Origin of the sequence: Mesonia oceanica (assembly GCF_902499555.1) — a bacterium.
GTDB classification, from domain to species: domain Bacteria; phylum Bacteroidota; class Bacteroidia; order Flavobacteriales; family Flavobacteriaceae; genus Mesonia; species Mesonia oceanica.
Genome location: NZ_CABVMM010000005.1, coordinates 133,535 through 147,602, shown reverse-complemented (window position 1 = coordinate 147,602; position 14,068 = coordinate 133,535). Strand labels below are relative to the sequence as shown.

General features: G+C 33.1%; 14 protein-coding genes and 1 other RNA gene. 12 read left to right on the top strand and 3 right to left on the bottom strand.

Annotated elements, in window-relative coordinates; all coding sequences use genetic code 11:
* Both FVB9532_RS07650 and FVB9532_RS07645 read left to right on the top strand, forming a co-directional pair.
* A complete protein-coding gene (locus tag FVB9532_RS07650; protein ID WP_150544620.1) occupies nucleotides 1-696 on the top strand; it encodes an SDR family NAD(P)-dependent oxidoreductase in 696 nt (231 codons plus the stop codon).
* Nucleotides 696-2,006 carry a cryptochrome/photolyase family protein gene (locus FVB9532_RS07645; protein ID WP_150544619.1) on the top strand — a complete coding sequence of 437 codons (1,311 nt, stop codon included), beginning with the start codon at nucleotides 696-698 and terminating at the stop codon, nucleotides 2,004-2,006. Before FVB9532_RS07650 ends, FVB9532_RS07645 begins: the two co-directional genes overlap by 1 nt.
* Here FVB9532_RS07645 and kdsB read toward each other — a convergent pair.
* Both kdsB and FVB9532_RS07635 read right to left on the bottom strand, forming a co-directional pair.
* Nucleotides 2,003-2,755 (bottom strand): 3-deoxy-manno-octulosonate cytidylyltransferase, encoded by a 753-nt coding sequence (gene kdsB, locus FVB9532_RS07640; protein WP_150544618.1) that lies wholly within the window; start codon nucleotides 2,753-2,755, stop codon nucleotides 2,003-2,005. The two genes, FVB9532_RS07645 and kdsB, sit on opposite strands and share 4 nt — an antisense overlap.
* A gap of 49 nt (nucleotides 2,756-2,804) precedes the next feature.
* Nucleotides 2,805-4,238, bottom strand: coding sequence for an ATP-dependent DNA helicase (locus tag FVB9532_RS07635; RefSeq protein ID WP_150544724.1), 1,434 nt, complete (start codon nucleotides 4,236-4,238; stop codon nucleotides 2,805-2,807).
* A 121-nt stretch (nucleotides 4,239-4,359) separates the two neighbouring features.
* Here FVB9532_RS07635 and FVB9532_RS07630 point away from each other — a divergent pair, with 121 nt between their 5' ends.
* From FVB9532_RS07630 to FVB9532_RS07615, 4 genes are read left to right on the top strand one after another with little or no spacing between them, the layout of a single operon-like run.
* On the top strand, nucleotides 4,360-5,010 hold the full coding sequence (locus FVB9532_RS07630) for a hypothetical protein (RefSeq protein ID WP_150544617.1): 651 nt from the start codon (nucleotides 4,360-4,362) through the stop codon (nucleotides 5,008-5,010).
* On the top strand, nucleotides 4,994-5,821 hold the full coding sequence (locus FVB9532_RS07625) for a DUF3822 family protein (RefSeq protein WP_194716507.1): 828 nt from the start codon (nucleotides 4,994-4,996) through the stop codon (nucleotides 5,819-5,821). Before FVB9532_RS07630 ends, FVB9532_RS07625 begins: the two co-directional genes overlap by 17 nt.
* Nucleotides 5,818-6,357: a 16S rRNA (guanine(966)-N(2))-methyltransferase RsmD gene (rsmD, locus tag FVB9532_RS07620; RefSeq protein WP_150544615.1), complete on the top strand. Its 540-nt coding sequence runs from the start codon at nucleotides 5,818-5,820 to the stop codon at nucleotides 6,355-6,357. The genes FVB9532_RS07625 and rsmD overlap by 4 nt, the downstream gene beginning before the upstream one ends.
* A gap of 19 nt (nucleotides 6,358-6,376) precedes the next feature.
* Nucleotides 6,377-6,754, top strand: coding sequence for a hypothetical protein (locus tag FVB9532_RS07615; protein ID WP_150544614.1), 378 nt, complete (start codon nucleotides 6,377-6,379; stop codon nucleotides 6,752-6,754).
* Here FVB9532_RS07615 and rnpB read toward each other — a convergent pair.
* Nucleotides 6,747-7,050: RNase P RNA component class A (rnpB, locus tag FVB9532_RS07610), an RNA gene on the bottom strand. The genes FVB9532_RS07615 and rnpB overlap by 8 nt on opposite strands.
* A 119-nt stretch (nucleotides 7,051-7,169) precedes the next feature.
* Between rnpB and FVB9532_RS07605 the strand changes: the two genes are divergently transcribed.
* The 6 genes from FVB9532_RS07605 (at nucleotide 7,170) to FVB9532_RS07580 (ending at nucleotide 14,064) form a co-directional block, all read left to right on the top strand.
* Complete coding sequence (locus FVB9532_RS07605; RefSeq protein WP_150544613.1) at nucleotides 7,170-8,909, top strand: DNA polymerase III subunit gamma/tau; 1,740 nt, start codon at nucleotides 7,170-7,172, stop codon at nucleotides 8,907-8,909.
* 2 nt (nucleotides 8,910-8,911) lie between these two features.
* Nucleotides 8,912-9,493: a MiaE family protein gene (gene miaE, locus FVB9532_RS07600; protein WP_150544612.1), complete on the top strand. Its 582-nt coding sequence runs from the start codon at nucleotides 8,912-8,914 to the stop codon at nucleotides 9,491-9,493.
* A gap of 16 nt (nucleotides 9,494-9,509) precedes the next feature.
* The gene (locus FVB9532_RS07595; RefSeq protein WP_150544611.1) at nucleotides 9,510-10,193 is read left to right on the top strand and encodes a response regulator transcription factor; all 684 of its coding nucleotides are present in this window, start codon (nucleotides 9,510-9,512) and stop codon (nucleotides 10,191-10,193) included.
* A 56-nt stretch (nucleotides 10,194-10,249) separates the two neighbouring features.
* Nucleotides 10,250-11,554 (top strand): HAMP domain-containing sensor histidine kinase, encoded by a 1,305-nt coding sequence (locus FVB9532_RS07590; RefSeq protein ID WP_194716506.1) that lies wholly within the window; start codon nucleotides 10,250-10,252, stop codon nucleotides 11,552-11,554.
* Nucleotides 11,555-11,644: 90 nt separating this feature from the next.
* Nucleotides 11,645-12,964 carry a TolC family protein gene (locus FVB9532_RS07585; RefSeq protein ID WP_150544609.1) on the top strand — a complete coding sequence of 440 codons (1,320 nt, stop codon included), beginning with the start codon at nucleotides 11,645-11,647 and terminating at the stop codon, nucleotides 12,962-12,964.
* The gene (locus FVB9532_RS07580; protein ID WP_150544608.1) at nucleotides 12,964-14,064 is read left to right on the top strand and encodes an efflux RND transporter periplasmic adaptor subunit; all 1,101 of its coding nucleotides are present in this window, start codon (nucleotides 12,964-12,966) and stop codon (nucleotides 14,062-14,064) included. Before FVB9532_RS07585 ends, FVB9532_RS07580 begins: the two co-directional genes overlap by 1 nt.
* Nucleotides 14,065-14,068: the final 4 nt, after the last annotated feature.

Genomic DNA, 14,068 nt, shown 5'->3' with positions numbered 1-14,068 from the left:
ATGAAAAATATAGTATTAATTGGAGGAAGCAAAGGAATTGGTTTAGCAACTGCAAAATTATTAGAAAAAGACAATAAAGTTTTTGTATGCTCGAGAAGTAAGGAGAATCTTTCTGGTTTAGAAGTTGAACACTTAGCATTTGATGTTTTAAAAGATCAGGCAGAAGAGCTAGACTTACCTGAAACTATTGACGGTTTGGCTTACTTTCCCGGAAGCATTAATTTAAAGCCTTTTAAAATGCTGAAACCAAAAGATTTTGAAGAAGAAATTCAGCTTAACTTTCTTTCATTGATAAAAGTAGTCAATGCTTTACTTCCTAAATTAAAAAACGCAGATCAAGCTAGTTTGGTGTTTTATAGTACCGTAGCCGTAAAAGTTGGAATGCCTTTTCACACCAGCATTGCTGCATCCAAAGGAGCCATTGAAGGTTTTGCTAAATCTTTAGCTGCAGAATTTGCACCCAACATTCGGGTAAATGTAATTGCCCCTTCCCTAACCGATACTCAGCTTGCCGAAAAACTTTTAAATAAAGAAGAAAAGAAACAGAAAATGGCAGAACGCCATCCTTTAAAGCGAATAGGAACGCCAGAAGATATAGCAAAAATGACTAAATTTTTATTAAGTGAGGAGAGTAATTGGATGACCGGTCAAATTCTAGGACTAGATGGCGGACTTTCAACCTTAAACCTTCAATAATGAGTACAGAAAAATACACTGTTTTTTGGTTTAGACGTGACCTAAGATTAGATGATAATATAGGATTTTACAGAGCTTTGCAAGGAGACTTTCCTGTCTTGCCTATTTTTATTTTTGATGCTGAAATATTAAAAGATTTACCCAAAGATGATGCCCGGGTGAGTTTTATTTTTCAGGAATTACAAAAAATGCGAAAAGAACTTCAAGAAAATTACGATAGCTCGATTGCTATGTTTGACGGAAAACCTGAAGAAATTTTCAAAAAACTAATTGAAGATTATAATATAGCTGAAGTTGTAACCAATCGTGATTATGAACCATATGCGAAAGAACGAGATGAAAAAATAAGTGATCTTCTAAAAAAAGAAGAGATAAAGTTTACTACTTATAAAGATCAAGTTATTTTTGAAAAAGATGAAGTAGTAAAAAATGATGGTGATCCTTACTTGGTTTACACACCTTATATGAAAACCTGGAAGAGTAATTTTAAAGAAGATAAATTACGAATTTTTTACACCAACGATTACCTAGATAACCTCATTAAAAACACCCGACTTCCCAATCTTTCTTTAAGTGATATTGGCTTTAAAAAATCATCGATAGAAGTACCGGATTATACGGTTACAAAAACTATGATGAGAGCATATGATGATCAAAGAAATTTACCCGCAAAAGAAGGTACTTCCCGTTTGAGTGTCCATTTACGATTTGGTACGGTAAGTATTAGAAAAATGGTAAAAAAAGCGATTCAGGTAAAAGATGAAACCTTTTTTGAAGAATTAATTTGGAGAGAATTTTTTATGCAAATTCTTTATCATTACCCAGCAACCGTCACCGATGCTTTCAAGAAAAAATATGATCGAATTGAATGGAGAAATAACAAAACCGAATTTAATAAATGGAAAGAAGGAAAAACCGGCTATCCGTTGGTTGATGCAGGAATGCGACAATTAAATGAATCTGGTTTTATGCACAATCGGGTTAGAATGGTGGTAGGAAGTTTTTTATGCAAACACTTGTTAATAGATTGGCGCTGGGGAGAAGCTTATTTTGCTGAAAAGCTATTGGATTATGAAATGTCTTCCAACGTAGGCAATTGGCAATGGGTTGCGGGAAGTGGTGTTGATGCGGTTCCGTATTTTAGGATTTTTAATCCCATTTCTCAGAAAGATAAATACGATAAAGATGAAGAATACATCAAAAAATGGATACCTGAATATGGTACAGATAACTATCCAGAACCTATAGTGGAGCATAAAGAAGCCCGTGAACGCTGTTTAAAAGTTTATAAAAAAGCTGTAAGTAATTAATTTGCTAACAGTTTTCGAGCTTTTTCCAAATCTTCAGGAGTATCAATACCTATGGTTTTAAGATTAGTTTCTACCATTTTAATATTTTTTCCATATTCTAAATAACGAAGCTGCTCTAATTTTTCTGCGTTTTCCAAGCTTAACATTGGTAAGTGGTAAAAATCCATTAAAGCCTTTTTTCGAAAAGCATAAATGCCTATGTGTTTATAATAAGTAATTGTTGCTTCTTTATTTCTTATATACGGGATAGGAGAACGTGAAAAATAAAGAGCATAATCATTTTTATTGGTAATCACTTTTACGTGATTCGGATTCACAATATCTTCTTCAGTCTCTATAGCAGTTTTTAATGAAGCTAAATCAATTTGATGAGCATCTTTCGCCTTAAATACGGATAACAATTCTGCTAAACTTTCTTTTTCTATAAAAGGCTCATCTCCTTGCACATTTACCACTATATCAACTTCCATATCTTCCACGGCTTCAGCAATACGATCGCTTCCACATTCATGTTCCTTTTTACTCATAATGGCCTTGCCTCCATGCTCAGTAATTTCATTAAAAATAAGTTGGCTATCGGTTACTACATATACTCCATGAAAAAGTTTTGTTTTAATGGCTGCTTCATAAGTTCTGGTAATTACCGTTTTACCACCAAGATCCTGCATTAGTTTTCCCGGAAAGCGACTCGCTTGATAACGGGCAGGAATCATGGCTATTATTTTTAATGAATCTTTTTGTGCTGACATTGTTTTATTTTAAAACGCTTTCAAAAATACTAAAAATCACAGGAGATGATCATAATTTTTCCTCTTCAAAAAATTCGTCCTTAAATCCAATTAAATACAATTTACTCTTAGCCCTCGTGCAAGCTGTATAAAGCCATCTTAAATAATCTTCCGTAATTCCTTCTTTTAAATAAGGTTGTTCCACAAACACATGATCCCATTGTCCACCTTGTGACTTGTGGCAAGTCATGGCGTAACTGAACTTTACCTGTAATGCATTAAAGTATTTATTATTCTTCACCTTTAAAAAGCGTTTGTACTTAGAAGTCTCATCGGCATAATCTTTTAAGACTTCTTGGTAGAGCTCGTTAGATTGCTCATAGCTTAATGATGGAGCATTTACAGTTAGGGTATCGAGCATAATTACGGTTTCAAAAGCTGGCATCTTGGGATAATCTACCATTTGTACTTTTATTTCGGCAAACCTAAAACCATATAAATCTACAATTTCAAAAATCTCCAGTATTTCTACAATATCCCCATTAGCAATAAAACCGGCTTCAGAATTAGGCTTGATCCAGAAGTAATTATTTTTAACTACCATTAAGTAATCTCCGGTAGCGATTTCATTTTCCTGAAATAATATTCGGCTTCTAATTTGTTCATTATAAATATTGGCACGTTTATTAGACCTCACTACAATTGCAGTTTCTTCGTAGCCTCCAGCACTATACGAATCGTTAATGGCATCCATAATTTCATAACCATCTACCAGTCTTACAAAATCGTCGGCAATACCCAATTCAAATTTAAAATCTTCAAAAAATTGATCCTTAATAGCTTCCCTTATTAGAGTAGCATTATAAAGAATTCCACTCTCTTGTTGCTGGCGTACCACTTCTGTTAATTCAATATGATCTACGTCTTTCTGAAAGCTTAAAGAAAGTTTATCTTGATCGAGTGCCGGACTTAAAGTTAATTTTACTGGGGGTAATTGCGCAGTATCTCCAATAAAAATAAGTTTGCAATTTCTACCAGAATAGACATATTCAATTAAATCGTCTAAAAGCGAACCATTATCAAATAGTTTCGCATCTCCCCCATAATCTGAAATCATGGAAGCTTCATCTATAATAAAAATGGTGTTTTTATGTTTATTCTTTTGAAGCACAAACTGCACTTGGGTTCCTCCGGTTTTTTTAGGGTAATATATTTTTCGGTGAATAGTTTGAGCTTGATAACCAGAATAATTACTCATTACTTTGGCTGCACGTCCGGTTGGTGCTGCGAGTACCGGACTCATTTTCACTTTCCATAAATTTTTAACAATTGTACCAATAATGGAAGTTTTTCCCGTTCCGGCATAACCTTTGAGGAGAAATAATTGATCTGGTTTTTCAGATAAAATAAAATTAGACAATTTTTGTAAAGCTACATCTTGTTGTGTAGTTACTGTAAAAGGAAAATCGTTCTTTAAGAGTTTGTAAAATTCGTTAGGCGTCATTAATGGGTTTAAAGTTTCTGATAAAACCAAATATAAGGGTGATTTTTGACTTGGAAACTTTTACGAATAAAAAAAAATTGTAGATTTGCGTACAACTAATTAAATTAAATTTCTAGAAAAGATGAAACTTGTTATTCAATTACTATTATGGGTTGTTATTGGTGTTTTGGGTTATTTCACCTTTAACTCGGTTTACGAACCCATTCAATTTAATAAAGTTAGAGATAAAAGGTATCAAAAAGTAATTGATAAATTAAAAGATATTCGACAGGCAGAGCTTGCACACAAAACAATTACCGGAAGATTTTCAGGAAATTTCGATAGCCTTGTGACTTTTATTGATACTGCAGAATTTACAGTAACTCAACGTAGAGATACTACCATATTAGATGAAGAAAGAACCAAACAATTGGGAGTAGATCAATATAAATCTAAAGTATTAATAGATACTTTGGGCTATACACCAGTTAAAGATTCTTTATTTAAAAACTCAGACAGGTATAAGGAAATGATGTTCATTCCTTACACAGATAATAAGAAGTTCGATTTAGAGGCTGGTAAAACTTATAAAAACGGAAACTATATTCCGGTTTTTGAAGTAAAAGTAGATAAAAGTCTAATCTTAGAAGATCAAGATAAAGATTTAGTAGCACAAGAAAAGCAAACCGTTGCTGTTGATGGTGTAAATGGTGAATACATTCAAGTAGGATCGATGTCTGAAGTAAATACCAAAGGTAACTGGCCTAAAGTTTTCGGTGATAACGACGAATAAAAAAAATAATAACAACTATACTTTGTCCATCTTGATTGCTCAAGATGGACTTTCTTTTTGTATCCTAAACAAAAAGCAGAATTCTATTGAAAACTTTCATACAGAAAGCTTTTCTAAAATTTTAAATCCTGAAAAAATCTTAGAGGAATTAAAAAAAGCTTTTAAGTTTCATTTATTAGAAGAGACTAAGCAAAAAATAACTTCTGTTAAAGTAATTTATTCCAATGCGCTTTATAGCATTGTTCCCCATACCTATTTTTCTGAAGAAAACTTAACCGATTATTTAAAATTCAATATCAAAATATTAAAAACAGACTTTATAGCTTTTGACCATATTGAAGCTATTGAAGCCAAAAACGTTTTTATTCCTTATACCAATATCAACAATTACTTATTGGATAATTTTGGAGAATTTAATTACAAGCACGCTTCTACTCTATTTATCGAGCAATTTTCAGAAATAGCTAACCAGACAGAAGCATATGTGTATGTTGAAAAGAATATGCTAAGCCTTTACATTTTTAAGGACAAGGAATTACTCTTGGCCAATTCTTTTGAGTATTTTACACCACAGGATTTTATCTACTATATTCTTTTTTGTTTTGAACAGTTGAAATTAGATACTGAAAAAGTTCGACTAAAAATTTTAGGAAAAATCAACGAAACCGATTCAACTTACAACTACCTTTATACCTATATTAAAGAAATAGAATTTTTAAATACTTCCTTGTTAACCACTAACTTCACCAACCTCTCTCAAAAACAAATTAACCCTAAACAAAATTTCTTACTACTTAGTAATTTGCTATGAGAATAATTTCAGGAAAATATAAAGGAAAAAGATTAATAGCCCCTAAAAACCTCCCCGTAAGGCCTACTACAGATATGGCAAAGGAGGCATTATTTAATATTTTAAATTTTCAAATAGATTTCGAAAATACTGTTCTGTTAGATCTTTTTTCTGGCACTGGTAATATTTCCTATGAATTTTTATCAAGAGGAACTACCAATATCACAGCGGTAGATCAACATTTTGGCTGTGTGAAATTTATAAATAAAACCGCCAAAGAACTAGATGCTGAAATCACAACTGTAAAAAGTGATGTTTTTAAATACTTAGAAAAAGTAAAATCTAAAAACGATATTATTTTTGCAGATCCCCCATACAATTTTTCAGAAGAAGAGTTTTTTAAAATTATCGAATTAACCTTTAAAAATGAGCTTCTCACAGAAGACGGAATGTTAATTATAGAACATTCTAAACATACCAATTTATCCAACAGTCCCTATTTTTTAGAGCACCGCAAATATGGAAATTCAACCTTTTCCTTTTTTAAAGTGCAATAAATTTTATAACTTATCGGATATGTCTTCACCTATTAAAATAATAGATAGTGAAATTGCCTATATGGAGTTTTACGATAATTATGTAATTTCTTCTATCAAAGAAGATATCATTTTTGATATAGAAGAACTTCACTATATGATCAATATCATGGACGAGCAATTTCCAGATAAGAATTTCGGCTATATTGCCAACCGAATTTACAGCTACAATATGAACCCGGTTACTTATCCTGTTTCAAGTATTCATGAGCGTTTAAGTGCTATGGCCATTGTTTGTTATAGCGAGGTGTCTAGAAAAACAGCACTGTTTGAAAAAGACTTCTTTAAAAAACCTTTTGAAGTTTTTGATGAAATTGAAGAAGCCAAAAAATGGCTACAGGAAATCCTAAAAAAATAGCAGGCCTATAAGCCGGATTTTGTACTCTAAACGAGCCCTTATCATTTATCTGGAATTTTTGTTGCCAAAAATCTCTAGCTACCTACCCTCCGGCATCGATCGGGCAATCTTAAGCACCGGTTTACATGGTATTGCACCGCATAGAGTTTACCTGATTTCACTACAGCATTACCTGTACATTCTTTCTGTTGCACTGGTCCTAACCTTTCGGCCGGCGGCCGTTAACCGCTATGCTTCCCTTTGGTGTCCGGACTTTCCTCTAAATCCTAAAATTTAGCGATAAGGCGGCCTGCATGGCGCAAATATACTTTAATCTAATCACCTAGTCTATTTATTCAACAAATTGTGAATAATTATTTGTAAAAAATAACACAGAAAAAAGCCTTATTCAAGCACTATTTCTATTTTTGTACCAATGGAACATTTTGTTGTCTCAGCCAGAAAATACAGGCCCGAAACTTTTGAAGATGTAGTCGGACAAAAAGCGATTACCAATACTTTGCTAAATGCTATTCAAAATAATCATTTAGCACAAGCTCTATTATTTACCGGCCCTCGTGGTGTTGGAAAAACAACCTGTGCCAGAATTCTCGCCAAGAAAATAAATCAACAAGCTACAGAAAATAAAGACGAAGATTACGCTTTTAATATCTTTGAATTAGATGCGGCTTCCAATAACTCTGTAGATGATATTAGGAATCTTATCGATCAGGTAAGGATTCCTCCACAAGTGGGTAAATATAAAGTCTATATTATAGACGAGGTTCATATGCTTTCTTCTTCGGCTTTTAATGCGTTTTTAAAAACCTTGGAAGAGCCACCCAAACACGCTATTTTTATTTTAGCAACTACCGAGAAGCATAAAATTATCCCTACTATTTTATCACGTTGCCAGATTTTTGATTTTAAAAGAATTACGGTAACCGATGCTAAAGAATACTTAGCTAAAATTGCTAAAAATGAAGGCGTAGAGGCAGAAGACGATGCGCTACATATCATTGCGCAAAAAGCAGATGGAGCAATGCGTGATGCACTTTCCATTTACGATCGAGTGGTAAGTTTTAGCGGAAACAACTTGACTAGGGAAGCAGTAACCGAAAACCTAAACGTCTTAGATTACGAAACCTATTTTAAATCTACAGATTTTATTCTTCAAAATGATATCCCTAATCTTTTGTTGCAATTCAATGAAATTTTAGCCAAAGGCTTTGATGGACATCATTACATAGCCGGTTTAGCTTCTCATTTTAGGGATTTATTGGTTTGTAAAAATCAATCTACTATCGAATTACTAGAAGTTGGTGAACAGGTAAAAACACTCTATTTTAAGCAATCGCAAGAATCACCACAAGATTTTCTGCTAAAAGCCATTGAGTTGGCCAACGAATGCGATTTAAAATATCGAACTAGTCGAAATCCACGTCTATTAGTTGAATTATGCTTAATGCAACTTGCCTCCATCACTTTTGATGGAGAAAAAAAAAACGCTAAGCGATTCATAATTCCTGCGGAAAATTTTATTTCTACGGAAAAAATTCCTTCTAAAAAAGTTTCAGAAGAAGCTAAAGAAGTTATTGAAAGTAACGAGCATCCTGAACCTAAAAAGGAAACACCTGTAGCAGTTGAATTACCTACTTCTGAAGAAAAAGAAGTAATTACGGAAACCAAACCTCAGGTAGATTTAAATAAACGCAAAAAAGCTTCGGGGCTTTCTTTAAAAAGCATTCAGCAAAAGAAAAAGCACGAAAAAGAGATAAAAGAAAGACTTGCCATTCCTGAAGAAGAACTCAGTGAAGATTTTACTGAAGAGCAAGTTCAAGAAGCTTGGAAAGATTATGTAAAAAAACTCACCAAAAAGGGAAAGAAAATTTTAGCTTCCATTGTAGATACCGATAAGCCTACTTTGGTTGGAAATGTAATTCACATAGAACTTCCCAATGATACTATGCGAATCGAGTTGCAAAAATCACAGGGTGAACTTTTAAAGTTTATAAAAAGAAAAATAAAAAACACCTCCATTCAACTTGAAATAGATGTTAATGAACAGGTGCAAAAAAAATATGCGTTTACCACTCGTGAAAAATTTGAAAAGCTGAAAGAGAAAAACCCCCTTATCGATAAATTAAGAACCACTTTCGATTTAGATATACAATAATTATGCTTGGTTTAAAACTTCCTACAGATCCTCGTTGGGCAAATATTGCCGAAAAAAATATAGATGATATTCTAATCGATCACGCTTGGTGCGAACAAAAAGCAGCTTCAACAGCTATTTCATTAATTATCAATTACCCCGAATATCCAGAGTTAGTCAAAGAAATGATTGCCTTAACCGAAGAAGAAATGAGCCATTTTAAAATGGTTCACGATAAAATTCTCGAAAGAGGTTATCAATTAGGTTGGTATAAGCCCGATCCTTACGTACAAGAATTAATGAAATTTTTCCCAAAAGGAGGAAGCCGTTTAGACCAAATGATTCATCGTTTACTTTACGCAGGATTAATTGAAGCAAGAAGTTGTGAACGTTTTAAGCTTTTAGCTGAACAATTGGAAGACAAAGAACTTAAACTTTTCTACAAAAAACTCATGATTAGTGAAGCCAACCACTATACCATGTTTCTTAATTTTGCCAGAAAATATGGCGAACGTGAAATAGTAGAAGAAAAATGGCAGTCGCTTTTAGATTATGAAGCAAAAATTATTTCTAGCTTTAGTGAAGGTGAAAGCATTCACGGATAATATATAGTTTTTCATATTGAAAATTTTACTAGTTGAAGATAATAAGCGCATAAGGGAATCTTTAAGCACAGGCTTAAATGAAGAAGGATTTTTGGTACAAACAGAAGAAGATGGTTTTGCTGCCAGAGACCTTATTTTCAATCAAAATTGGGATTTATTTATTTTCGATATTATGCTACCTGGACTTACCGGTATTGAGCTTTGTGAACTTATTCGTTTTAAAAAAATAATTACCCCTATTATTATTTTAAGTGCATTGGGAGAACCCGAAGATAAAATTAAAGCTTTGGATAAAGGGGCTGATGATTATTTAGTAAAACCTTTTCATTTTAAAGAACTTATTTCTAGAATAAAAGCACTCAATAGAAGAACAACTAACTACCAACCAAAAATTGAAGAAGACCTGTTTTGCGATAATCTGAAACTAAATTTTAAAGCACACAAAGTAGAAAGAAATGGCAAAACCATCAAACTTTCCCAAAAAGAATTTTTACTATTAAAAATCCTTTTAGAACATAAAAACGAAGTAGTTACCCGCCAAACAATTCTACAAAAGGTTTGGAAAACACAGCAAGATACTTACACCAATGTAATTGATGTATACATTTCTTACCTGAGAAATAAAATTGACAGCAAAACAGAAACTAAACTTATTCATACCATTAAAGGAAGAGGTTATATGATTTCTGATGAACAATGAAAATTAGACAGAAAATAACGCTAATTTCAAGTGTATTATTTGGACTTGTTTTTTTGATGAGTTCGATCATCATTTATTTTGCATTTTACCAAAGTTCTAAAAACATTTATTTTCAAGAACTTTCAAGAACCGCAAAGATTTCAGCAATGTTTTATTTAGAACGGGATGAGCTGAGCCAAAAAGGTTTTCAACCTATTCAAAATGCTTTTTATAATGTAAGTCCAAATGAGGAAGTTAGTATTTTTGATGCTCAAAAAAATATTGTTTTTAACACCAAACAAATTAATGATGACTGGAGTGAGAGCTTAGAAAAAATAAAAAAAGAAGGAGAATTAAATTTCAGAAAAAATGACACCTACTACCACGGGCTATTTTACAAAGACAATCAGGGTGATTTTGTAGTCTTGGTAAAAGCTAAAAACCCAATGATCCAAAGTCAGAAAAAAAGATTAATCGGCATTCTGGCAATTAGCTTTTGTGTAGCGATGATCATTCTTATTTTTCTAACTTCTCACCTCTCGAAATTGGCCTATAAGCCGGTAAGAAATATTATTCAGCAGGTAAATAATTTGAATTTAAATAAAAGTCCGCTACAACTTTCATACACAAGCTCTAAGGACGAGTTAGAAGAACTTTTTCAGGCATTCAATAATCTTTTAAAGGAGATAGAAGCTAGTTACGAACAGCAAAAGAATTTTGTAGATTTTTCTTCTCACGAACTAAAAACGCCACTTGCCAGTATCATTAATCAGTTAGAAGTAAGCCTGCAACGAAACCGGAGCAACGAAAATTACCGTGAAACTTCAGAACAGGTATTGCAGGACGCCCAACAACTTAAAAATATTTTAGAAAACTTACTTACCCTTTCTAATCTTAATAAAAGTATTCAGCTTAAAGAAAATATTAGAGTCGATGAACTTATCTGGGAAATTATTGAAAAATTAACGCCATTATATTCTGCAGAAAAGTTTAATATTCAACTAGATATTTCTCCGGAAGATTTTCATTTACTGGAGTTTAAAGGAAATGAGACTTTACTTTATATGGCATTATTCAATATTATTGAAAATGCGGCTAAATTCTCTAAGATGAAACCGGTAGAGATACATCTTTACAAACAAAAAAATCAACTGCTGTTAGAAGTCCTTGATCATGGGATTGGTGTTTCTCAACAAGATTTAAAACATATCAATCAGCCGTTCTACAGAGGTCAAAACACAACTAGTATCCAGGGAAACGGACTCGGGATGAGTATTGCGCTTAAGATTTTCCAATTGCACCAAATTCAGTTTTCCATCACCAGTGAGTTAAAAAACTATACACAGATCCAATTAATTTTCCCTGTAATTCCTCAACATTAAAAAATTCTAATCTTCTTTAATCTGCTTTTAATATAGAACAAATTTGGCTCTAAGCTTCATTCTCTTCTTTTGTAATATCAAAATAAGGAAATGCAAAAGAGAAAAATTTACCTGTTACTTTTTATTATTTGTTGGGGGCTGAGTAAAGCTCAGTCACAAACGCAGGATACTTTACAATTAAATTTAAAGCAAGCTGAACGTCTGCTTTTAGAGAATAATATATCTCTTCTTGCCGAACGATTATCCATAGATATGGCAGATGCTGAAGTTATTCAGGCAAAAGTTTGGCCTAACCCTACGCTGGAAGTTAACGAAGTAAACCTTTGGACGGCAGATTACCAGAAAAAAACGGGTGAAGAGCAACCCAGTCTTTTTGGGAGCGATAGTTTTGGCCGATACCGCCAGATTTCAGCACAAATAGAACAGGTCATCGAAACCGCTGGAAAACGTAAAAAACGGGTGGAACTTGCAAAAGTTTCCACAGAAATGGCTCAATCTTACCTAGAAGACTTTCTTTTAAGCTTAAAAACTGAATTCAGAAAAACTATTTATGCTTTTCAATTTCACGAGAGCTATGCAAAAATGCTTGACCGCCAATTAGTTTCTTTGGAAAATATTGTAAAAGCTTACCAAAAACAATACGATCAGGGCAACGTAAACAAAGCAGAACTTATTCGATTACAAGCTTCCTTATTAAGTATTAAAGATGAATTAATTGAGGAAAGAAAAGCACTAAACGAACTGAATGAAGAACTGGTAGTAATGCTGAATTTACCGGATCAAACCACACTTTCTTTCGAAACCACATTTAATCTGGATAACGAATACCAACTCCCATTTAATTATACGCTCAATTATTTACAAGAAGAAGCACTAAAACATCGACCTGATGTTGCGATAAGTCAATTAGAAATTCAACGATCTCAAAAAAAATTAAATTATGAAAAAGCGATGGCGACGCCGGATATTTCCTTGTCTGTTGGTTATGACCGCGGCGGTAATATTTTACAGGATTTTATTGGCTTTGGTTTTTCTATAGATCTCCCCTTTTTTGATCGGAACAAAGGAAACATCAAAAAAGCTGAATTTGCTGTGCAACAGCAAAATTATTTAAATGAGAATAAGCTGTTAGAAGTTCGTGAGCAGGTTCGTAAAAACTATAAAAACTTTCTAGAGGCTGCACACTTTTTTGATGATATCGATACTGAATACCTAGAGGGCTTAGATAAAACAATGGAAGCTTATACTGAATATTTCAAATTACAATCGATCAACATTATTACCTATATGGATTTTCTAGAATCGTATATCGATACGAAACGCACCATTCTAGAAAATCAGCAAGAATATTTAAATGATTTAGAAGAATTAAAACACAACACAGGACTAGAAATAAACATCCCGAACTAATGAACTACTTAAAAAACATAAAACTCCCATTATTAGTTATGATGGGATCTGCAATACTTTTTAGTTGTAAGGAAGAGCAAAAGGCAAAAGTAAAAAAACAAGAATGCTTTACAGAAAATGAAGTAGCCGAACTTAAACCAATGGAGATCACTAATGATAATGTGATAAAAAGTTTACGTTTAAATGGCGTTGTTGCTTACAATTCCAATGCAGTGGTCAACTACGTAAGTTTAGTTGGTGGTATTATAACCAATACGTACTTCACCTTAGGGGATAAAGTTGAAAAAAATCAGGTATTAGCTGAAATAAAAAGTACAGAACTTAATGGGATTGAAACTGAGCTTAAACAAATTAAAGCGAATCTTGAAGTGGCTAAGCGTCAGTTACAATCTACCCAAAGCTTTTACAATGATGGTATTGCTTCAGAAAAAGAATTGATCGCTGCAAAAAGTGAAAAACAAAACCTGGAATCAGATTTAGAAAAGCTACAAACCAACCTTAAGCTTTACAGTGCCAGCCCTGAAAAAGGTGTATTTCAGATTAAAGCCCCAAGAAGCGGATTTGTAGTGGATAATAAAATTGCTGCAGGAATGCAGATTGGCGCAGAAGGCGATCCGTTATTTACCATCTCCGATTTAGATGAGGTATGGATCAATGTAAATATTTATGCTACTGATATCGATGCTGTTAAAGAAGGAATGCCTGTAAATATTAAAACCAATAGCTATCCCAACAAAACATTTAAAGGCAAAATCGACCGAATTTCTAATGTGTTAGAACCTCTAGAAAATGTGCTTAAAGGAAGAATTGTACTCGAAAATAAAGAGCTGTTCTTAAAACCGGGCTTACACGTAGAAGCGATTGTTAAAAATAATACTCAAGAAAAAGCACCGCATATTCCTGCAAAATCGGTGGTCTTTAGCAATAATAAGTACTATGTGGTGAAGTTAGCAAATAATTGCGATGCCAAAGTAAGCGAAGTAAAAATCCTCTCTAAAGATGAAAATTCTTTTTTCATCGAAAAAGGCTTACAAGAAGGGGATAAAATTATCACCCACAACGCACTTTTACTTTTTGAAAACAGCGCATCAATTAATTAAAGAT

Bases quoted from the DNA above. Each gene is read 5' to 3' on its own strand.
- FVB9532_RS07650 (WP_150544620.1), top strand. From the start codon at position 1: ATGAAAAATATAGTATTAATTGGAGGAAGCAAAGGAATTGGTTTAGCA.
- FVB9532_RS07645 (WP_150544619.1), top strand. From the start codon at position 696: ATGAGTACAGAAAAATACACTGTTTTTTGGTTTAGACGTGACCTAAGA.
- kdsB (WP_150544618.1), bottom strand. From the start codon at position 2,755: ATGTCAGCACAAAAAGATTCATTAAAAATAATAGCCATGATTCCTGCC.
- FVB9532_RS07635 (WP_150544724.1), bottom strand. From the start codon at position 4,238: ATGACGCCTAACGAATTTTACAAACTCTTAAAGAACGATTTTCCTTTT.
- FVB9532_RS07630 (WP_150544617.1), top strand. From the start codon at position 4,360: ATGAAACTTGTTATTCAATTACTATTATGGGTTGTTATTGGTGTTTTG.
- rsmD (WP_150544615.1), top strand. From the start codon at position 5,818: ATGAGAATAATTTCAGGAAAATATAAAGGAAAAAGATTAATAGCCCCT.
- FVB9532_RS07615 (WP_150544614.1), top strand. From the start codon at position 6,377: ATGTCTTCACCTATTAAAATAATAGATAGTGAAATTGCCTATATGGAG.
- FVB9532_RS07605 (WP_150544613.1), top strand. From the start codon at position 7,170: ATGGAACATTTTGTTGTCTCAGCCAGAAAATACAGGCCCGAAACTTTT.
- miaE (WP_150544612.1), top strand. From the start codon at position 8,912: ATGCTTGGTTTAAAACTTCCTACAGATCCTCGTTGGGCAAATATTGCC.
- FVB9532_RS07590 (WP_194716506.1), top strand. From the start codon at position 10,250: ATGAGTTCGATCATCATTTATTTTGCATTTTACCAAAGTTCTAAAAAC.
- FVB9532_RS07585 (WP_150544609.1), top strand. From the start codon at position 11,645: ATGCAAAAGAGAAAAATTTACCTGTTACTTTTTATTATTTGTTGGGGG.
- FVB9532_RS07580 (WP_150544608.1), top strand. From the start codon at position 12,964: ATGAACTACTTAAAAAACATAAAACTCCCATTATTAGTTATGATGGGA.